We start from the raw sequence: 20426 nt of genomic DNA on the forward strand, positions 1-20426 counted from the left end.
GTAGACGATCGGCGCGCCGCACATGTGGGTGACGCCATGCTGCCTGATCAGCTCGAAGATTCTGGTCGGCTCGACCTTGCGCAGGCAGACGTTGATGCCGGCTGACGCCGCAATGGTCCAGGGAAAGCACCAGCCGTTGCAGTGGAACATCGGCAGCGTCCAGAGATAGACCGGATGCTGGCCGAGATTGCCGGCGAGGATATTGCTGACGGCATTGAGATAGGCGCCGCGATGATGGGTCACGACGCCCTTGGGATTGCCTGTCGTGCCTGAGGTGTAGCTCAGCGCGATGGCGTCCCATTCGTCGCTCGGCGTGATCGCCGTGAAGCCTGGATCGCCTTGCGCGACCGCCGCTTCGTATTCGATCTCGCCGATGCGCTCGCCGCCCTTGAACGAGGCGTCGTCGACGTCGACCACCAGCGGCTTGGGCCCCGTCATCTGCGCCAGCGCGTCGGTGATGACGCCTGAAAACTCGGGATCGACCAGAATGATCTTCGCGCCGCCATGATCAAGCTGGAACGCGATCGAGGGCGCATCGAGACGGATGTTCAGCGCGTTGAGCACGGCGCCCGTCATGGGCACGGCGAAATGCGCCTCGTTCATCGCCGGGATGTTCGGCAGCATCGCCGCAACGGTGTCGCCGACGCCGATGCCCTTGCGCGCGAGCCAGGACGCAAAACGCTTGCAGCGCTCATAGGTCTCAGCCCACGTGAAGCTGCGCCCCTCATAGACCGTGCTGACATGATCGGGATAGACGGCGGCGCTGCGCGCGAGGAAGCTCAGCGGGCTCAGCGGCACGTAGTTGGCTGGGTTCTTGTCAAGGCCGACGTCGTAAGGGTTCTGCACGGTTTTCCCTATTGCATACGAACCGGTTTGATAGGGCAGATCGCCCGCAAAATGGCAGCCGTCATAACATCACGGTGGGATCGGTTGAATCGGTCAACTGACGTATTGCGTAGGGCATGTGGGCAAGAAAGCATGGAGATGCGATGGCCCCGGTCCATCCAGAGCGACCGGCAGGTCCGGACAGCGATCGCAAATGTCTGAACAAGCCTCTGGGCTTTAAAGCCACGGGCGGTACTTTTGGGGAAATTGCGTATGGACAAAGCCGCTTCCGAGTCATCCTGCTCTTGCGCGTCGAAAAGCGAGCAAGTGGATGAGGTGCGCCATCCTCTGGATCCTTTGACCGCAGCAGAGATTCGTACAGTTGTGGAGGTAGTCCGTAGCCATCCCCAGTACGGCCGAGATTTCCTGTTCGAAACTATCGAGTTACTCGAACCTGAAAAGTCAGTCGTCCGTCAATACAAGAGCGGGAATCCAATCCCGAGAGCAGCGCGCGTCAATCTTTTCAAAGTCAAGGAGGACGGCATCTGGCGTCTCACGGTGTCGCTGACGGATGAGAAGGTGCTCTCATCGAGGCATCTCCCGATTGCCAAGCCAATGATCCAACTCGAGCAGTTTACCGCTATCGAAGATGCCGTGCGCGCAGACCACCGGTTCATTGCTGCCTGTAAGCAGCGTGGCATCGACGACATGTCGCTTGTTTGCATCGATCCCTGGTCGGCTGGAAATTTCGGCATTCCGGGGGAGGACGGTCGCTATTTGGCTCACGTTTTCGCGTGGGTGCGTCTACGAGAGAACGACAATCTCTACGCGCACCCTATCGGTGGACTCAACGCGGTTGTGGATATCAAGACCTACGAAATCATCCGCGTTGATGATCATGAGATCATTCCGATCCCAGCCGCCGAGGTGAATTATGAAGCGGAGTTTATCAAGAACCCGCGAGCTCCGTATAAGCCGCTCAACATCGTGCAGCCTGAAGGGGTGTCATTTAAGCTCGACGGGCATCGGCTGACTTGGGATCGCTGGTCAGTTTTGGTTGGATTCAATTCCCGCGAAGGTCTGACCTTGCACGATATCAGTTGCGACGGCCGACCAATCGCCCATCGCGCGTCCTTGGTCGAAATGGTCGTGCCGTATGGGACGACCGACAAAGGGCATTTCCGCAAGAACGTCTTTGACATCGGCGAGTACGGGATCGGCAAGCTGGCCAATTCACTGAAGCTCGGCTGCGATTGTCTTGGTGCGATCGAATATCTCGACGCTCACCTCACGAACATGGATGGCAGCGTCACAACAATCGAAAATGCCATCTGCATCCATGAGGAAGATGCGGGATTGCTCTGGAAGCACTGGGATTTCCGGTCCAATAACGTCGAGTCGCGCCGGGCGCGCAGGCTGGTTATTTCGTGCATCGCGACGGTCGCCAACTACGAATATGGCCTGTTCTGGTACTTCCATACGGACGGCTCGATCCAGTTCGAGCTCAAGGCGACCGGCATCATCAACACAGCCGCCTGCCATCCAGGCCAGCCCGGCAAATACGGCAAGGAGGTCGCCCCCGGCGTTGTCGGTCATATCCACCAGCATATATTCTGTGCTCGCCTGGACATGAACATCGATGGTGACGACAACAGTGTCGTCGAGCTCAACACGCGGGCCGATCCGTGGGGACCGGACAATGCCTATGGCAACGGCTTCTACGAGGAGGAGACGGTTCTCAAGACCGAGCTTGGCGGGTGCCGCCAGGTGAACCCGGCCACGCATCGTGCCTGGAAGGTTGTAAACCCCAATCGCAAGAATTGGGTCGGCATGCCGACGGGCTATAAGCTCGAGGCCAGCCATCCAGTGACGCCATTCATCCATCAGGAGTCGCCGTCGGGCAGGCGGTCGAATTTCATCAAGAACCAGTTGTGGGTGACGGCGTTCGATCCCGAAGAGCGATATCCGGCTGGCGAACACATGAATCATTCGGACGGCAGTGGTGGCGTCGCCGATTTCGTCGCGAAAAACCGGAATATCGAGAACACCGATATCGTGCTCTGGCACGTCTTCGGTCTTCACCATCAAGTCCGTCCCGAAGATTTTCCCGTTCAACCCTGCATCTTCACCGGCTTCAAGCTGATGCCCAGCGGCTTTTTCGATCGCAATCCCGGCATCGATCTCGCGCCCGACAGGAACGCCGCGAGTTGTCATGCGCAGGCCGCCGAGTAGGGCACGGCTCGCCGCCGGACCCGTTGCATCGCAGTTCGTCCGACCGGCATCGTGGGCCGGTCGCCTCTCCTCGGTTGGACGGGCAACGCACTCCAGGTCGATGGCCCCTGCGATTGTCGCTTTCGCGATCTTTGCAGGCTCGGCCGCGCGCGTCCTCCCTGCGTTACTGGCCGTCCCCATCCAGCGAGACATGGGATGGCAAAGCTTCGACGTCGCTTGGCCAATTACGCTCGGCATCGCAGTCTCCGCATGCGCATCGCCGTTCGCGGCGCATGGCCTCGAACGATGGGGCATTCGATCGCCGCTGGTCGCCAGTCTGGTTCTCCTTGCGCTATCGCTTGCATCGACGACGCGCGCGACGTCGCCATGGCACCTCGCGGTGGCTTGGGGGCTTGGCGTTGGTTTCAGTGGCTCCCTGAGTGCCTCCCTTCTGGGTGCGATGATCGGGTGTCGTGGCGGTGCGGCGCATTGCGGCACACGCTTCGGCCTCCTGGCGTCGATGCAGTTGCTGGGATCGGCGGCGGGACTGCTGCTGGCATCGCGCGCGGTCGATGCGCTCGATTGGTTCTTCGTGTTTCAGGCTGCTGCTGTCGGCGTGCTGGCCACGGCCTTCGCAGTCGCTCTTGTCCCAGTATCCGGACGAGGAGCCACTCCACAAGATCTTAAGCCCAACCGATACGCAAAGGCGAAGAACTGGCGGTTCTGGGCCCTCGCCGCGATCTTCTGCATCTGTGGCGCCTCGACATCCGGCTTGATCGACGGCCGGCTCGGAATGCTCTGCATGGGCGCGGGTCTCAGCCTCTCATCCAGCGCCGACGTATTGGCCATCGTTGTGGTCGGCGGTGCGATCGGAAGCATGGTCAGCGGATATCTGGCGGATCGTTATCCCGCGCAAACGCTGCTGGCGGTCTACTTCGTGGTCCGCGCGCTTCTCTTGCTCTGGCTTCCATTCACCGGCTTCAGCCTTGTCGAATTAGCCCGATTCGGCGCGCTCTATGGCCTCGATGCGGCACTGACGTTCCCTGCGCTCGTCAGGCTGATGTCCGAAAATCTCGGCAGGCACCGCGTCGGCGGAGCGATGGGTTGGATGACGGTAGCTCACCTGGCAGGGGCCACCATTACCTCTGCTGGGGTCGGAGCCCTTGGCCTCGCAGTCTATGCGGTCGGATTTGCCTGCGTTGGCCTTGCCTGCCTCGTGGCCGCGGGGCTCGTGCTGCTTCTGAAGGACGCGCCCACGCAAGACGCGCCTTCCGGTTGACGTCGTCGCGGCCGGTCAATGGCCGGCGAGGTTCCGAGATCGTCGGGAAGGGGACTCCGCCAGCAGCAGTCCTTCGGACACCGCAAGTGCCGCCAGTCGCGTGCGCGAGTCGCAGCTCATCTTTGCGAGGATGTGCTCGATATGCGTGGAGACCGTGCGGGGCGACACGAAGAGTTGCTCGGCGATGTTGGGATTTGAAGCGCCGCTGGTCACGAGATGCAGGATCTGAATCTCCCGGAGCGAGAGATTATACGGCCAGCGAATGCATTGCTCAGTGATGAGGAGGATATTTCCGCGGCAGGGGGTGACCGTGACCTGGTGGCAGCGGCCGGCCTCGTCCGGCCAGACAAACCGTTGAGCTCTGGCGGACTTCGCCTTCTCCAGCACGAGCCGGCGAAGCTCTCCGCCCTCGCCGAGATGTGGCCCCGGACTGCGATTGGGGAGGTGAAATGCAAAGCCGTTCGGCGAGACGGCGATCGCGTAGGAGCCTGGCGCCAGCTCGTCGGCCAGAAGCTGTGGCGTCCTGAGCTGATCGCAGATGTTCAGCAGAATCGGGCGGAAGCGCTCCGTCATCTCGCGGTGCTCGTCCTTTGCGTGCGCTTCTTTGGACCAGCTCATGTGGATTGCCCCGATGTAGCGGCCATCCGCGACGCGCAAGCACATCGTCGAGCCTTCCTTGAATCCATCCGGGATCAGGTATTCCTGAGCGGTGAACGTGTCCGGCAGATAGAGATTCCAGTTGCGCTTGAAGTCTCGCCAGCGCATCGAGTGCGTGTCCTTCTCGCGCGCGATGGCGTAGGCCGGGCACGAGTTAGGGAATCCGTCGAGCACGTAGGACATTGTTCTGTCCGTGTACCCGTCGGCGGCCAGAGTGCGATGGGTTCGAGAACTCGGATCCATCGCGACCAGCGCGATCGCCTCGCTCCTCACGAACTCGCGTAACAAACGGGTCACCTGCGTCGCCTGATCGATGATCTGATCATTCAGGGCTGCCGCCGGTGTGTCGAGCCGTAGGGTTGCTGAAATCGTATGGTCGATCGCTGCCGATTTCACGGTGAGCCTCCAGCTCGTGAAAGATCTTGCCGACGGTTCGTGATCGAATCTTCTTCTTGGCCGCTAACAGTCCGTTAGCCCGGCGGTATTGCGGAGACCTCCGCGGTCCAAGAGCAAGGACCGCGCCAACCAATCGAGATGTCACATCGCGACAGTGGCCATTCGCTCTGCTGATCCCGACCGTCCTGGATCGAAGTCAGCCGAGGTGAAAGCTGCAATTGCATGTTAGAGGCGATCGCTCCTTTAGTCAAAGCAGTGTCACACTTCGCCTCATTCAGGGCCAGCAATTCTGACGCAAGAGGCCTGCAGCGCTCTCGACTGATGAAAATCTGGGCTTGGCTTGCTGCGCAGCTGGCCACCCGAGCCCTGTTCGCGCCCGCACCGTAGTTCTGGATCGCTCCGCGCCGGACCGGCTCCAAAATCGGTCAGCTGACGTATTGCTGAAAATCGGCAGAAAATGGAGGCTCTGATCCATGCGGTTCGGCCGGATCCACCGTCCCAGGCTGTGGGATGCGGAACGAGGCCCGCTATCACTCGACGTCGCCTGACCGCGCCGTCTTAGCCCAACAGGAAATCCGGCCGGGTCCCCGTCGCGGTGCCGAGGACTTGCGCGCTCGATTGCAGGAGAGGTTGCTCAGATGGTTTCCCAACTCACCAGACGTTCAGTGACCGCGGGCATCGGCGCGGCCGTCGCCGCACCATTCGTTGGACGGACAGCATCTGCCGCCCAGCCGATCATTCTTGGCGTTCCTTACTGCCAAACCGCAGCTGCCGGCGTTGCGGATCATCAGGACTTTCTGAACGGTACGACGCTGGCTATGGAGGAGATCAACGCCGCTGGCGGCATCCTTGGCAGGCCGCTGAAGCTGTTCACGACGGACATGAATGTTCTGTCGCCGGAATCCTCCAAGCAGGCGCTTGCCGCCTGCGTGGACGCCAAGGTCGACGCGATCTCCTTTGCCTTTACGCTGGTCCCGTTGCCGGCAATGGACGCGACCGTGAAGTACAAATGCCCCTACATCAACGGCAACGCGCAGCGCGCCGGCACCTCTGCCGTCAAAGCGCAGCCGGATAAATACAGCCACATCTTCCAGTTCTGTCCATCCGAAGTGAACTACGGATGGAACTACGCACTCTGGCTTGAGGACGAGGAGCAGCGGGGCGTCTGGAAGCCGAAGAACCGCAAGGTTCATATCATTCAGGAGCAGATCGGCTATTGCCAAACGATATCGCGTGCCGCCCAGGAAGAGATCAAGCGGCGCGGCAAGTTCGAAGTCGCCCGGATCACCGATATCCAATATCCCGTGCAGGACTGGGCGCCGGTCATTCGCGAGATGAAGGAAGTCGATGCCGCCGCGATCATGGTTGACCATTGGGTGGCCGCTGAATACGCCGCTTTCTGCAAGCAGTTCATGGCAAGCCCGGTGCGCGACTCGCTCGTCTATCTCCAGTACGGTCCGTCGCAACCGGAATTCCTCGAGCTAGCCGGGTCGGCGGCGAACGGATTCGTCTGGGGCACGACCATGGGCATTTATGGTGACGAGAGAGGTCTCGCCTACAGGGAGAAGTACAAGAAGCGTTTCCCCGGCATCGCGGGGCTCGCCTATACCGGCATTGCGTACGATCAGACCTATTACCTCAAGAAAGCCTGGGAAGCGGTCGGCGATCCCCGAAAGTTCGGCGAGGTCTGCGACTGGATCCGGGCTAACCCGCAGCGCGGCGTTTGCGGCTACGTCGATATGGGCAACCCATATCAGGAGGCACTCCATTTCCCCGACAATGGAGGCGACGAATTGCAGGCTCGCAAGCTCGAGGCCGGCGTCGCGCAACTCTACGTCCAGATCCAGGGTGGCGCGCACAAGATCGTCTATCCCGGTCCGGTTTCGGAAACGAAGCTGATCTCCGCACCGTGGTGGAGCTAATGCTCAGACAACTCTCCCGAAACGTTACGGCTGAACAGGGCGGAAAGCCCGTCCTGTTCTCTTGCAGCGGCATCGCGCTCGATCTCGGGGGGCGCGAGATCCTCCGCGATATCAACTTGCAGGTCGAAGCCGGGGAAGTGCTGGGCATCATCGGACCGAACGGCGCGGGCAAGACCAGCCTGTTTGAAATCCTGTCCGGGCGGATGCCTCCGAAGAGTGGCTCGGTGTGGTTCAAGGGTGCGAATGTTACGGGCTTGCCGTTGTATTCCCGCTCGCGCTTGGGGATCGGCCGCACATTCCAGACGCCGGTCGTTCCTGACGAGTTGACCGTTGGCGAGACGTTCAAGGCGGCGCGCCAGGCCTATTGGCCATTCCTCACCAAATTCGATGCCGAGTATGGCGCTGACCTCGTCGGTCTGAAAATCAGCGAAGACATTTCGGCGACGCAGCTCGAGACCTTCAACCGGCGCAAATTGCTGCTGGCTTGCCTGCTGATGCGTCGGCCGTCGTTGTTGCTGCTGGATGAGCCGGCGGCGGGCCTGATCAATTCGGAAGTCGACGAGATCGACACGTTGCTGCGCATCCTCGCCAAGGAAATGAACATCGCGATCCTGATCGTCGAGCACCGCATCGAGCTCCTGGGAACGATCGCCGATCGCATTCTGGTGATGGATGCCGGGGAGGTCATCTCCGAGGGGCTGATGGACGAAGTCATGGCGGATCCGAAGGTGCACGCGGCCTACTTCGAGGATTTCAGCGAAGAGGCCGAGGGATGAATATTTCCGTAAGCAGCCATTTGCCGGGCAGTCCGGCGCGTCAGCCGCAGCGCGAGGTCCTAAACGTCAAAGGATTGTCCGCCGGCTATGGGCCGGTTCGGGTCATCCACGATCTCGATCTCGTCGTTCAGTGCGGAGAGCGGATCGGAATCGTCGGCCTGAACGGCCACGGCAAGTCGACTTTGTTCTACGCAATCGCCGGACTCACGGGCTGGCAGCGCGGCTCGATCAAGCTGAACGGCAGGGAGGTTGGTCGCACGAGGAGCCAGGGGCCAGGACGCTACACCCACGAGATCGTGCGCGCGGGATTGGCGTTGATTCCGCAAGGCGACGAGATCTTCCACGGCCTGACGGTCGAGGAGCATCTCGATTCCGGGGCCTACACTGCGGCGGCCTGGCGCGATCGTGGCGCCCGTAAGCTCCGCATCCTGGAGATATTTCCACCGTTGCGGAAGCTGATGGACGTACCCGTCGGGCGCCTGTCGGGCGGCGAACGGCGCATGGTGTCGATCGGCCGAGGCCTGATGACCGATGCGTCGCTCTTCCTTGTAGACGAGCCATCGCTAGGGCTGGCGCCCAAGATCGGCAAGAGCGTGATCAACGCGTTGATGGCGGTCGAACTCGGAAATGCCGCCATGATCATTGCGGAGCAGAACGTCGCGCTGCTGGAGGGACGGGTCGATCGTGTCATCGGGATGCACGTCGGCAAGCTCAAGGGTGAGGCCTCGGCGGCTCTCGCGTTGAACGCTTATCGAAAGGCTTAAAGCGTGGATATCTGGTTCATCGTCAGCAACACCATCATCCTTGCGTGCATCTACGGCACGCTCGCGATCGGAATTTCGATCACGTGGTCGAGCCTCGGCCTGCTCAACCTCTCCTATGGCTTCATATTCGCATTCGCTGGTTATGGCGCCTGGCTGTTCGCTCAGCATGTCTCCACCTGGGGGCCGGCAGTGCTGGCCGCGGGCATCCTCTCCGGCGCGCTCGGGGGTGTAGTCATTTGTGCGATCGGGTTCATACCGATCCACGACAAGCCGAATTTCACCATCCGGGGTCTCATTGCGACGCTCGCGATCAATCTAATCGGTACGCAATTCCTGCTCTGGTGGTTCGGTCCGCGGTCGAAGAATCTGCCGGAGATCTTCGGCAACTGGTCGGTATCCTTATCGGGCGCGGTCTTCACGGCGGATAAGATCGGGAACGTAGTGACTTCCATTCTGATATTGGCGGTCGTTCTCAGATGGATGCAATCGAGCCGCCGAGGCCTCGAAATACGAGCCATGATGATGAATCCTCATGCGGCATCCATCGTCGGCATCGGCGTTCGGCGAACCTCCTTCTACGTCATGGGCATCACCGGCGGATTGGCAGGCCTCGCGGCGGTTCTGCTCTCCCAGACCTACTACATCTCACCGTTCGGCGGGCTGATGCCGATGATCAAGGGCGTCAGCATTGCGCTTTGCGGCGGGCTTGGCAGCGTCCGTGGCGCCGTCATTGCCGCGGTCGTGCTCGGCCTTAACGAGGCGGTGACAGGCATGTCGATTGGCGGCCGCTATGTTCTCATCACCCAGTTCGTCGTGATCATCGTCATTCTCTTGGTCCGTCCGCGCGGCATCGCCGGGCTGCTCGACAAGGCGAGGGAGGCCTGAGCCATGTCCATTGATGGCGGCATCAAATGGCGCAATCCGCTCTTCGTATGGGGCGGCAAGCGCGACGTCGAAGAGCTTCCGACCATTCCGTTCCTGAGCCATCAGGAGGTCTGGGAAAATACGCACCAGTCGAGAACGGAGCTGAAGCCGGTCGGCCGCCTGCGCTATTACTACAAGTGGCCGGGGCATGGCGAAACGATGTGGAATCGACTTCGCTACTGGCCGACGCGCCGCCGGGTGCTTCGCGTGCGCGGAGATTACAATCCCAAGACGTTGCGCGCCGAGAAGACGATCGTCGACAAGCGGCCCATCTGGTGGATGTTGGGGCTTCTTGCGCTGGCGATCGCTCCTCTATTCACGCCCGGGGACCTGCAGAACACGCTGCTGACGGCGGGAGCCACGTTCGGCATTTATTCGGCCATCAGCCTGTGCTGGATGCTCATCATGGGCACTGCGGGCGTCTTTTCGCTCGCCACTTATGCAGTGGTCGGGACCGCCGCGTTCGCTACGGCTCTGCTTGCGGTCAAGTTTGCCGTGCCCTGGTGGCTGCTGCCGCCGATCGGCGCACTGGTGGGGCTCGTCTTCGGCGGGATCATCGCCCTGCCGGCCACGCGGCTCGACGGATTCTACTATGCGCTTCTCACCCTTGGGCTCAACGAGCTCTGCCGGGTCTACTTTTTGACCTCGAAGGAGTTCGGATCCGCAAATGGTGGCCTATATGGCGCGCGGACCTATATACCGGAAGACTGGTCGCAGCTCGGTCAGCTGCTGCTGGCGTATTACGCCTGCTTTGGCCTGATGCTGCTCGCGTTGTTGCTCTATCGGTTCGTCAACGGCCGCAGACTTGGACGCATTCTCCGTATGGCGCCCGAAAAGCGCGAGGCCTTCGCTGAGGCGACCGGCGTGAACTTTCGCCAGGCGCGCGTCTGGGTATTCCTCATCTCGTCGGCGGCGCTGGGCTTCATCGGCGGATTCTACACCTCGAATTTTGGCGGCGTGGCGTTCTCGATCTTCAACTTCGATACCGTCTTGCTCGGGCTCGCCATGCTGGTGATCGGCGGCGTCGGACGTGCGGAAGGCGCGGTGGTCGGTACCTTGATCGTCGTGTTCTTCGACCAGGTCCTGAACACGTGGGGGCCGGCGCGCTTCATGATCATCGGTCTCATCATGCTGCTGGTGGTGCTCTACCTGCGCAACGGCCTGTTCGGGATCAAGGCGCAGTTCCGTACGTGGCGCGACAAGAAGAAGAGCGAGCGGCGCTCGACGCGGGCGGTGAAAGGCGGCGAGATGCTGCCTGAGGAGGCGACGGAGACTGAGGACAAGAGCGTCATCTATCAGCGGCGCCACGACAAGATGACTCGCGATCATCTCAAGACGCTTGTGTCACCGGAGATCATTGAGGAGCATCGCCATTCCCTCAACGGGCAGCACAGCGAGGCGCTCGAGCGGCTGCTGATCTATTTCCGCACCCGTCCCCAGGTGGAGAAGTACGCGATCATCACCGTGGAACGCTTCGAGGCGTACCGGATCGTGGCGCTGTCCGGTCATCGCGGCGTAGCGCCGCGCGTGGTCGAGGACAGAATGTACTCGACGCCCGATGAAGCCTGCCACGGCGTTTTCATGCGGCGCGTCCAGGACCTGCTGGAGTCCTGATCGGATCACGAACGTATCCGTGTCCAACCGGCGCGGCGGATATTGGGCTTGCAAACGAGGGAGTTGGTGGTGACACCGGTCAGACTTTTTGGCTACACGGACAGGATCTCGGTCAAGCCGGGCGAGACCATCGAGTTTCATGTCAGCGCCGAGGGGACGGACATGGCTGAGGCGCAACTGGTGCGCCTGATCCATGGCGATCAAGACCCTAAGGGACCAGGCTTCGTCGAGCAGGAGGTGCCGTGCACTGCGAATGGCGGGTGGCAGGTCGAGCCGCAAGTCACACAGGTGGGATCGTTCCTCGAGGTCGAAGACCCCGAGGGGCGACTGGCCTTCACGAGCAGCTTCACCCTGTTCGCCTTCATTCACCCGACATGGCCCGCGTCCGGAAAGCGCCAAACCATTATCGGCCGATGGGACGACGACAGAGAGCAGGGCTACGGGATCGGCATCGACGAAAAGGGCTTTCTGCAGTTCTGGATCGGACGCGGTGAAGAGATCGAGAGCGTGACCGCCAACGTGCCACTGCAAGTGCAGATGTGGTATTTCGTGGCCGCGACCTTCGATGCCGAGACTCGGCATGCAACCTTGCACCAGATCGGGGTCGGCAACAGGTACAACGGCCTGTTGGGCAAGGTCGCGCTGGTGGATTACGAGTCCCGCACATCCGCGATCTTCCGGAGCAAGCCCGGCAATCTGGCCTCAACTCCATTCTTGATGGCAGGATCGCGTAGCTGCGACGCTCAGAAGCGTGCGTGCGTGTCGGAGCTATATTGGGGCAAGATCGACCGGTGCGGCGCGTTTGATCAGGCCCTGCAGGCCGCCGAGCTCGACACGATCAGGAGTGGGCTCGTCCCTGCGATGGACAGCTTGGTTGCTTACTGGGATACAAGCGCGGGGTACACCGACCGCGGCATCGGTGATCTCGTCATCGACGTCGGTCGGCACAAGTTGAATGCCCGAGGATACAACCGGCCCGTTCGCGGTCAGACCGGCTGGAATTGGGAAGGCTTCACCGATTGTTTCCGTCTTGCTCCCCACGAGTTCGGGGGGATCGAGTTTCATGCCGACGCGCTGACGGACTGCAATTGGAAGGCGACCAAGGTCGTGACCCTGCCGCGCGGTCTCAAAAGCGGCTGTTATGCCATGAGGCTGCGCTCCCGCAGGGGAAAGAGCTTGACCGAGGAGCATGTCGTCTTCTTCGTGCGCCCGGAAAGGCCGCGGGCGCGCGTTGCATTCCTGTTTCCGACGCTCACCTATCTTGCCTATGCGAACGAACGCCTAAGCTTCGATCATCCGGAACGTGAGGCTTTAACGGGTCAGCCGGCTGTGCTGTCCGATATCGACATCGAAATGTATATGCGAGCCGATCTCGGGCTATCGACATACGACATGCACGCCGACGGCGGCGGCGTGTGCTACAGCTCCTATCACCGTCCGATTATGAACATGCGGCCGAGATACCGGATTCCGAGCCTCGATGTCGCGTCAGGATTGGCTGCAGATCTATCCGTCATCGCATGGCTGGACCAGAGCGACTTCGAGTATGAGGTCCTGACCGACGAGGACCTGCATCGCGACGGGCTGGGGGCGTTGTCGCCATACGCATGCGTCATCAGCGGAACGCGCCCGGAATACTACACCGAGCGCATGCTGGATGCGACCGAGGATTATATCGCCGACGGCGGCCGTTACATCTATGCAGGCGGCAACGGTTTCAATGCGACGGCGGCAATTCGCGACGGCGAACCATGGATCATGGAGTGCCGGCGTCGCGATGACGGCTACAAGCCGTGGGTATCACGCTACGGCGAGCACTACATGGCAACAGACGGGATGCGTGGTGGTCCCTGGAAGGTGCTCGGACGGGCAACCCAGAAGCTGGTCGGGATAGGCCTGAGCAGCTCGGGCGGCGGAAGAAGCGAACCATACCGACGGATGCCGGACAGTTATCACCGCACCGTGTCCTGGATCACAGAAGGGGTCGATGGCGAGATCATCGGCGACTTCGGCCTCGCCAACAACGGCGCTGCGGGGCTCGCACTCGACTATTACGACCGCGCCCTAGGTACGCCGCCGCACACCAGGATCATCGCATCGTCGGGGGGCCACACAGACAGCTATGTCGTGAACCAGCAGCTTGTCCTTTATTCATACCTCGGTCTCTATGGATCGTATGACTGGCGCGTTCACGCCGACTTGACTTACTTCACAGCGCCCAATGGCGGAGCCGTGTTTGCATGCGGCTCGGCCGCATTCGCGCAATCGCTGCCGGTCAGCAACTTCAAAAACAGCGCATCCCGCGTGCTCACAAATGTCGTGGAAGCGTTCGTGGGGGCCGGCAGGTTGCCCGGGTTCGCCTGGGTCAATGAGGAAAAGCAGTGGGCATGAAACAGCCGTCGCAGGATGGCGTGCGGGTGCGCCCGGCCGACACGCTTCACGTCAGGCATTTGCAGTTCTGGAGAGTTGAGAATGCTGCCTCTCGAATATGACAGGTCCCAGGACCGTGACATCATCGTCCGAGATCGGTTCGACGGCTTCCGCCGCGAGTTCTTGCGGACACTCGTGACTCCCGAGTTGATCGAGGAGCACCGGCGGTCGCCGGTGGGACAGCACAGCGAACGCCTCGGGCGACTGTTGATCTATTTCCGTCAACGACCGCTCGACGAAAGATATGCGGTCAGGGCCATCGAGCCGTTTCGCCGTTATCAGGTGGTCAAGCTGTCGGGGCGTCGGGGAGTTCCACCCCGTGTCATTGATACGGCCATCTACACGTCGGCGAACGACGCCTGTCACGGCCTATTCTTGCGCTGCATCCGCGACCTTCTCGAAACCTAGAGCAACACGTTGGACAGGGCAGGGCGCCTTGTCCGGCCTTTCCGATTGGAAACTCCGCATCATGGCGCAGATCAAGATATTCGGCTACGCAGACAAGATCTCGGTGAAGCCGGGCGATACCATACAGTTTCATGTCAGTGCCGATGGCACGTCTACCGCTGAAGCCCATCTCGTGCGTCTGATCCATGGCGACGAACATCCGGATGGTCCGGGATTCATCGAGGAAGAAATCGACTGCGCCGCCAACGGCACCTGGCAAGTCGAGAAACAGTTCACGCAGGTCGGTGCCTTCCTCCAGGTGACCGACCCCGATCGCAAGCTCGCGGTCGACGGCAGCGTAACGCTGTGTGCATTCATCTGGCCAACATGGCCCGATGTCGGGCATCGGCAATGCCTGCTGGGGCGCTGGGACAATGACAGGAATCACGGCTACGGCCTCGGGATCAATCCGAGCGGAAGGCTGGAGTTCTGGATCGGTCGTGGAGGCGAGATCGACTATCTGCAGGCAGAGCTGCCCTTGCAGAAGCAGGCCTGGTATTTTGTCGCAGCCACCTTCGATGCGCGAAGCGGTCGCGCCACCCTCTACCAGGAAGGGGTCGTGAACCGCTATAACAGCCTGCTCAGCAAGGTTGCGCCGGTCGAATATCGCTCGCACGTGTCGGAGGTGTTTCGGTTCAGGCAGAACAATCTGCCCGATACGCCTTTCCTGGTGGCCGGCTCGCGCGACTGGCACGCACTGCGCGGACATTTCGTGTCACAGCTCTACTGCGGGAAGATCGATCGTTGTGGTATCTTCGATCGTCCGCTGGGGCGCGAGGAACTCGATGCGATCCGCTCGGGCGGGCGGCCCCCATCGGACGGCATGGTGGCATACTGGGACACCACGAAGGGTTACACCGACCACGGCATCGGCGACGTCGTGGTCGACATCGGACCAAATCGCCTCGATGCGATCGGCTATAACAGGCCGGTACGCGCGCAGACCGGCTACAACTGGAACGGCCGTAACGACTGTTTCCGTCTCGCCCCGCACGAATACGGTGGCGTAGAATTCCATGCCGACGCGATGATCGACAGCAACTGGAAAGTCACAAGAGCGCTCCAGTTGCCCGAAACGCTGCGCAGCGGCGCCTACGCGATGAGGGTACGCGGCGGGGACGGCAAGGGCCTGGCCGAAGAGTACATCGTCTTCTTCGTCCGGCCGCGCGTGCCGACCGGACGCATCGCTCTGCTGTTTTCCACCGCGACTTATATCGCTTATGCCAACGAGCGCTTCGCGACGGACGGCCAGATCGTGCAGCCAATGGCCGGTCAACCGCCGACGATCTCCGAGGTCGACATTGAGATCTACGAAAATCCGGAATTCGGCGGCGGTTGCTACGACTCGCATGCAGATGGTGCAGGCATCTGCTATTCGAGCTATCGCCGCCCGCTGGTGAACATGCGGCCGAAATACCGGATCTCCGCGTTCGATCTGCCTTGGAATTTCCCGGCTGATCTCTCGATCCTGGCGTGGCTCGAGCACAAGGGCTACGATTATGATGTCCTGACCGATGAAGATGTGCATCTTGAGGGTGTGGCCGCAATGGCCCCCTATGCGTGCATTCTCAATTCCACACATCCAGAATATCATTCCGAGCGAATGCTCGACGCACACGAAGATTACATCGCAGGCGGCGGACGCTTCATCTGCATGGGCGCGAACAGCTTCTGCTGCAATGTGGCATTTCGCGACGACGAGCCGTGGATCATGGAGTGCCGCAAGACCGGTGGCCACTGGATCGCCTGGGCGGCACGGCCCGGCGAGTACTACCTCGCCACGACGGGGCAGATGTGCGGAATCTGGACCGGCTTTCAGCGCTGGGGGCAGAAGCTGGTCGGTAACACGTTTGCGGGCGAGGGCTTCGCCCATAGCCAGCCCTACCGTCGAATGCCCGACAGCTACGATCCGGCGCTCGCCTGGATCACCGACGGGATCGAGGGCGAGATCATCGGTGATTTCGGCCTCGGTAATGGGGGAGCGGCGGGCATCGAGATCGACTGCTACAAGCTGGGGTTCGGCACGCCGCCCAACACGAAGATCATCGCATCCTCGGGTGGTCACCCCGACAACTACATCGCCCATGACGAGGAGGGTGCGCACGCGCATCAGGGCTTCAGCGGGACGCACAACTACATCCTGCGGGCCGACATGCTGTATTTCGAGGCGCCGAATAACGGGGCGGTGTTTGCAACCGGATCCATCGCATTCGGAAGCGCCCTCCCTATCAACGGCTTCGAGAACAACGTCTCGCAGCTCCTGAGCAATGTGGTGGACGCGTTCGTCAAGCCGGGTCCATTGCCTGGCTCGATCAAACCTAGGGAGACTACAGCGGGGCTCGAACGAGTAGCTCCGTAGGAAGGTTGCAATGATTGACTTGCACTACGCGCCAACGCCCAATGGTTGGAAGATCTCGATTCTGCTGGAGGAACTCGGGCTACCGTATAGCGTCGTCCCAATCGATATTCGCGCCGGTGAACAGTTCAGGCCAGAGTTTCTCGCTATCAGCCCGAACAATCGTATTCCAGCGATCGTTGATCGCGCGTCGGACCGCGGCGAGCCTATCTCTGTATTCGAGACGGGTGCCATCCTGATCTACCTGGCCGAGAAGACGGGACGCTTTCTGCCAGTGGATGTGCGTGGTCGTAGCCGGGTTTTACAATGGGTGATGTGGCAGATGGGCGGTCTTGGACCGATGCTTGGTCAGCACGGTCATTTCCGTCTCTATGCGCCGGAGAAGATCCCGTATGCGATTGACCGCTATCAGCGTGAGGCGACGCGACTGTATGGTGTGCTTGACGCTCAATTGGGCAAGACCGGGCGCTTTGTTGCTGGCGACGAGTACACGATAGCCGACATGGCCTGCTTCCCGTGGACGATGACTCATAAAGCGCAGGGTTTCACACTCGAGGACTATCCGAACGTCAAGCGCTGGTATGCGGAAGTTCGCGAACGGCCGCAAGTGCAAGCCGGCCTTGCGGTCGGCAAATTCGTGAAGGAGCCGTTTTCCGACGAAGCAGAGCGAATCATGTTCGGCGCATCCAGGGTCGTCGCTGAATGAACGGTGATGGAGGCCTCTGGCGATTGAAAATGGAGATGCTGGCTCGCAGCATCGCGTACCGGAGAGATGGAGAGTGTAACGATCGATGATCGAGTTTTTCTTCGACTGCTCAAGTCCGTGGACCTACCTCGCCTTCCACAACATTCAAAAATTGGCGAAGGAGTTTGACGAGCCGCTTTCGTGGCGACCCGTGCTGGCTGGCGGCATCTTCAATGCGGTCAATCCGAGCATTTATGCCTCGCGCGAAAATCCGATCGCGCCGAAAGCGCAGTACGTGCTGAAAGATATCGCTGATTGCGCTCGTTCGGCCGGTCTTGTGATTAAGATGCCACCGACGGTCTTTCCGGTAAACAGCGTAAGGGCGATGCGCGGCTGCGTCTGGCTCGGTAGCGACGGGATGGTCCCGTTCGCAACTGCAGTGTTCGAAAGCTATTGGGGTGAGGACAAAGATATCTCCCAGGAGTCTGTGCTGACCAACATTTGCAAGAAGGTGAGGATCGATCCCGCGGAGTTCTTTCGAAACATCAACGAAGAGGCGGTCAGGAATCAGCTTAGGCTCAACACGGACGAGGTAATCGCACGCGGCGGCTTCGGATCACCGACAATCTTCATTGACAGAACCGATATGTATTTTGGCAACGATCGTCTGCCTTTGATCCGCGAAGTGTTGGAGCGCCGCAAGGCAGGGTAGGGCTCGACCCTGCAATATTGCTCTCAAGCCGTAGGATTGATGCTCAAGTTTGCAGGTGGTTATGCTGTCCGGGCTCAGAAGCAGAGATCTTTTACGCCGATGGTGGTTGACCGAGAAGAAGCTTGTTCCCATTGTGGCCAGCATCTTCCGTCTTGAGGATTTCCGCGAAGCCTTCAAAGCGATGACCAAACGCTCTGCCTCCAAGATGATCGTGCGCATCGAACGATCCTCTGGAGCCGCCCGGATGGCTCCGCTACTCCATCATTTCCAGCAGAATGGGTGGACTGAGCTGCAGATCATGATCCGATTCTGGATCATTTCGTGGTGCTGGCGCTCCCCGGCCTCTCCACACTCAAACAGCGTTGATGACGATAGTCCAACCCGCCATGCAATTGCGTGGCTGTGGGCCTCGTTAATGCGGCCCGGTTTATGCAAGATGAAAACAGTCGAGAGCATCACGGTGCCAATTCGAGGCGGCTTCGGGCGCGTGGCTGCCTTGATCAGGTCGCCAAACGTGCGAACGTTCCGCGCCACGCGTGGCTTGGACGATCCGTTGCGATCGATATTCCATCTCGAGCGCCCATTCTTCTCCGCCCTTGCGCCGCCGGAACGTCTTGGCCACATAACGGGCGCCTTAAGAGGAGGTGAAGTACTATAGCCTGAAGGCTTTGCGATCGCCGTAATTAGGTGGGCTTTATTGGTCTAACTCCGTCGGTCGACGGCAGGCCCAATTTTATGCGGAGATCGGAGAGCGGCCTTCCAAGATCGGGGAGGCTAGTAAGGGCTTCGTCCGATATCTCGCGCACCTCACCGACGGTTTTCAGGTCGGGCTCCTCGGAGAGCGTTCTGGATCCTGGTGGAAAATAGGACGCGTTCGATCGGAATATGGTCCGGCAGCTCGGGTGCGGGAGCGACCATCGGACCCGCGGCCGCCTCTTCCGGTAGCCGAACCCGATTTTTATTGAACGCCTTCTGAGCGGGTTCATGATACGCATGGCCGCTCGTGCCTCGTGTCCCCTGAGAGTTTTCGCTCAGCGACAGACAGACTTCGATCGGTGCTTGTCTTGTCGTCCGTCATTTTCCGTGCGCTTTCACCAGCCCGGCGGGTTTATCTTTGGCTTTTGCCGCGCGCGGCGCGTGTTGACCGGCGATGCCTTTCAATCCGACTTGGTACGGCGGGAAACGTTACAGACGTGCAGCTCCATTTCAAAACGGTGAGCATCACTCTTTCGGCCGGACGAGAGGAGCAGCGTCTTGGCGGCCAACGGCATCCTCTACCAAATGTCAGGATCGATCGAGGTCTCGCTGGGTGGCGAGGCGAAAATGCTGAGCGCCGGAGAGGGGCTGTTCATCGCCGGCGGAAAGACGGCAGCGCTAACGGCGGGCAGTGGGGTGCCGTCAACTTTTCTCCACTTCTCGCTAGCGAGAAGCGTTCGCTCCTCGCAACCGTTCCGTAAACAAAAACGCCCCAATCGCAGCAAACGCGAGAAGGACAATTCCTCCACCCGACAGGAAGGTAAGCGTAAAATGTGTGTCCATGACATTTTCCCAAGAGGCAAGAGAGATGATCGGGTGCAGTCTCGGTTCGACTCTGCCGCTACCCTGGTGTCAGCCCAGCTGCGATTTTTCAGGTGATCAGATCATCAGACAACCACATCGAAAAGCCGACGTTTCGCTATTCGTCGAGCGTCTTCGCTGATCAGGCCGAATTGCAGTGCGAAATCGGTTCAAAAATTTGCGGCGTCCAAATCGTAAGAGCCCCTGCTACCGCGGCTGTAGACCTTGGCAGCGGCGGCACAGATCAAGTCACGATTGGAATCAAACGCGTTCAGAAAGCCCGCTTCATCGTAGCTGGCATCTGGTTGAAGTCGCTTCAGCGCGCTTTCGTTTATGAAAAACGACGCCTCGATAGCGCTGTCGTGTCCCCAAAATCGCACGGCACGCCGCGTGCGATCATAAGAACGACTGTGATTTGGAAACTCAATCATGGTTGAGGCCGATCAGTTGCCGGTACACGAGACTCGTGCCTAGCACGATTTGCATCGAATGATTTCGGATGCCCCTAGCTTATCCTGTCCCGCGACGGCTCACGTCGACGTGCAGGCGGTAGGCTGACAACATCTGACGTGGCCGAAGCTTGACGCGAAGGGCGGGATGTTGGAGCGATTCAGTTGCGTGAACCCTCAAATGGTTATCCTGGAAGCGTATTACAATGCCGCTCGATGCTGACGACAGCAAGAAAGTTGCGCTTGGCCCTCGCTATTCTGCGAATAGGCACCACATCTTAGTCATCACCGCGCGCCCCTCGGCTGTTATCGGTGACTGAGAGCATTGTGCTCCCGCCGCGGCCAAGAGGCGGTCAAATGTCAGATATCTCCAAGTTCAGTGTTCGCGAGTGGATGGTACCTCCCGTATTGCTGCCGATCGT

At 60.2% G+C, this 20426-nt stretch carries 16 protein-coding genes and 1 pseudogene; 14 read left to right on the forward strand and 3 right to left on the reverse strand.

Going from position 1 to position 20426, the window contains the following annotated elements:
- A partial coding sequence (locus MOV74_RS03050) for an AMP-binding protein (protein WP_246917778.1) occupies window positions 1-846 on the reverse strand: 846 nt, incomplete at its 3' end.
- 252 nt (window positions 847-1098) lie between these two features.
- Between MOV74_RS03050 and MOV74_RS03055 the strand changes: the two genes are divergently transcribed.
- Both MOV74_RS03055 and MOV74_RS03060 read left to right on the forward strand, forming a co-directional pair.
- A complete protein-coding gene (locus MOV74_RS03055; protein WP_246917780.1) occupies window positions 1099-3057 on the forward strand; it encodes a primary-amine oxidase in 1959 nt (652 codons plus the stop codon).
- Window positions 3058-3157: 100 nt separating this feature from the next.
- On the forward strand, window positions 3158-4315 hold the full coding sequence (locus MOV74_RS03060) for an MFS transporter (protein ID WP_246917783.1): 1158 nt from the start codon (window positions 3158-3160) through the stop codon (window positions 4313-4315).
- A 15-nt stretch (window positions 4316-4330) separates the two neighbouring features.
- Here the strand turns inward: MOV74_RS03060 and MOV74_RS40955 are convergent, their stop codons facing one another.
- Window positions 4331-5368, reverse strand: coding sequence for a response regulator transcription factor (locus MOV74_RS40955; protein WP_246917785.1), 1038 nt, complete (start codon window positions 5366-5368; stop codon window positions 4331-4333).
- Between the two features lie 638 nt (window positions 5369-6006).
- Between MOV74_RS40955 and MOV74_RS03070 the strand changes: the two genes are divergently transcribed.
- From MOV74_RS03070 to MOV74_RS03125, 12 genes and pseudogenes are all read left to right on the forward strand, one after another.
- Window positions 6007-7290, forward strand: a complete 1284-nt coding sequence (locus MOV74_RS03070; protein WP_246917787.1) for an ABC transporter substrate-binding protein — start codon at window positions 6007-6009, stop codon at window positions 7288-7290.
- On the forward strand, window positions 7290-8066 hold the full coding sequence (locus MOV74_RS03075) for an ABC transporter ATP-binding protein (RefSeq protein WP_258719494.1): 777 nt from the start codon (window positions 7290-7292) through the stop codon (window positions 8064-8066). The genes MOV74_RS03070 and MOV74_RS03075 overlap by 1 nt, the downstream gene beginning before the upstream one ends.
- Complete coding sequence (locus MOV74_RS03080) at window positions 8063-8830, forward strand: ABC transporter ATP-binding protein (protein ID WP_246917792.1); 768 nt, start codon at window positions 8063-8065, stop codon at window positions 8828-8830. Before MOV74_RS03075 ends, MOV74_RS03080 begins: the two co-directional genes overlap by 4 nt.
- A 3-nt stretch (window positions 8831-8833) precedes the next feature.
- Entirely contained in the window at window positions 8834-9715 is an 882-nt protein-coding gene (locus MOV74_RS03085) for a branched-chain amino acid ABC transporter permease (protein ID WP_246917794.1), read from the forward strand.
- 3 nt (window positions 9716-9718) lie between these two features.
- Window positions 9719-11368, forward strand: a complete 1650-nt coding sequence (locus MOV74_RS03090) for a branched-chain amino acid ABC transporter permease (protein WP_246917796.1) — start codon at window positions 9719-9721, stop codon at window positions 11366-11368.
- Between the two features lie 69 nt (window positions 11369-11437).
- Window positions 11438-13759, forward strand: a complete 2322-nt coding sequence (locus MOV74_RS03095) for a LamG domain-containing protein (protein ID WP_246917799.1) — start codon at window positions 11438-11440, stop codon at window positions 13757-13759.
- Window positions 13760-13840: 81 nt separating this feature from the next.
- The gene (locus MOV74_RS03100; protein ID WP_246917801.1) at window positions 13841-14206 is read left to right on the forward strand and encodes a hypothetical protein; all 366 of its coding nucleotides are present in this window, start codon (window positions 13841-13843) and stop codon (window positions 14204-14206) included.
- 61 nt (window positions 14207-14267) lie between these two features.
- The gene (locus tag MOV74_RS03105; RefSeq protein WP_246917803.1) at window positions 14268-16604 is read left to right on the forward strand and encodes a LamG domain-containing protein; all 2337 of its coding nucleotides are present in this window, start codon (window positions 14268-14270) and stop codon (window positions 16602-16604) included.
- Between the two features lie 10 nt (window positions 16605-16614).
- Window positions 16615-17307: a glutathione binding-like protein gene (locus MOV74_RS03110; RefSeq protein WP_246917805.1), complete on the forward strand. Its 693-nt coding sequence runs from the start codon at window positions 16615-16617 to the stop codon at window positions 17305-17307.
- 85 nt (window positions 17308-17392) lie between these two features.
- Window positions 17393-17998: a 2-hydroxychromene-2-carboxylate isomerase gene (locus tag MOV74_RS03115; RefSeq protein ID WP_246917807.1), complete on the forward strand. Its 606-nt coding sequence runs from the start codon at window positions 17393-17395 to the stop codon at window positions 17996-17998.
- 241 nt (window positions 17999-18239) lie between these two features.
- Window positions 18240-18364: pseudogene (gene mraY, locus MOV74_RS03120) on the forward strand (phospho-N-acetylmuramoyl-pentapeptide-transferase); the annotation flags it as partial.
- An 888-nt stretch (window positions 18365-19252) separates the two neighbouring features.
- The gene (locus MOV74_RS03125) at window positions 19253-19633 is read left to right on the forward strand and encodes a hypothetical protein (protein WP_246917809.1); all 381 of its coding nucleotides are present in this window, start codon (window positions 19253-19255) and stop codon (window positions 19631-19633) included.
- Window positions 19634-19725: 92 nt separating this feature from the next.
- Here MOV74_RS03125 and MOV74_RS03130 read toward each other — a convergent pair whose 3' ends face one another.
- Window positions 19726-19986 carry a DUF1488 domain-containing protein gene (locus MOV74_RS03130; protein WP_246917813.1) on the reverse strand — a complete coding sequence of 87 codons (261 nt, stop codon included), beginning with the start codon at window positions 19984-19986 and terminating at the stop codon, window positions 19726-19728.
- Between the last annotated feature and the right edge of the window lie 440 nt (window positions 19987-20426).

Source organism: Bradyrhizobium sp. SHOUNA76, assembly GCF_023006445.1.
Classification (GTDB): Bacteria; Pseudomonadota; Alphaproteobacteria; order Rhizobiales; family Xanthobacteraceae; genus Bradyrhizobium.

What these genes read in the sequence shown, in the direction of transcription:
- MOV74_RS03055 (WP_246917780.1), top strand. Translation starts at nt 1,099, where the DNA reads ATGGACAAAGCCGCTTCCGAGTCATCCTGCTCTTGCGCGTCGAAAAGC.
- MOV74_RS03060 (WP_246917783.1), top strand. Translation starts at nt 3,158, where the DNA reads ATGGCCCCTGCGATTGTCGCTTTCGCGATCTTTGCAGGCTCGGCCGCG.
- MOV74_RS03070 (WP_246917787.1), top strand. Translation starts at nt 6,007, where the DNA reads ATGGTTTCCCAACTCACCAGACGTTCAGTGACCGCGGGCATCGGCGCG.
- MOV74_RS03075 (WP_258719494.1), top strand. Translation starts at nt 7,290, where the DNA reads ATGCTCAGACAACTCTCCCGAAACGTTACGGCTGAACAGGGCGGAAAG.
- MOV74_RS03080 (WP_246917792.1), top strand. Translation starts at nt 8,063, where the DNA reads ATGAATATTTCCGTAAGCAGCCATTTGCCGGGCAGTCCGGCGCGTCAG.
- MOV74_RS03090 (WP_246917796.1), top strand. Translation starts at nt 9,719, where the DNA reads ATGTCCATTGATGGCGGCATCAAATGGCGCAATCCGCTCTTCGTATGG.
- MOV74_RS03100 (WP_246917801.1), top strand. Translation starts at nt 13,841, where the DNA reads ATGCTGCCTCTCGAATATGACAGGTCCCAGGACCGTGACATCATCGTC.
- MOV74_RS03105 (WP_246917803.1), top strand. Translation starts at nt 14,268, where the DNA reads ATGGCGCAGATCAAGATATTCGGCTACGCAGACAAGATCTCGGTGAAG.
- MOV74_RS03110 (WP_246917805.1), top strand. Translation starts at nt 16,615, where the DNA reads ATGATTGACTTGCACTACGCGCCAACGCCCAATGGTTGGAAGATCTCG.
- MOV74_RS03115 (WP_246917807.1), top strand. Translation starts at nt 17,393, where the DNA reads ATGATCGAGTTTTTCTTCGACTGCTCAAGTCCGTGGACCTACCTCGCC.
- MOV74_RS03130 (WP_246917813.1), bottom strand. Translation starts at nt 19,986, where the DNA reads ATGATTGAGTTTCCAAATCACAGTCGTTCTTATGATCGCACGCGGCGT.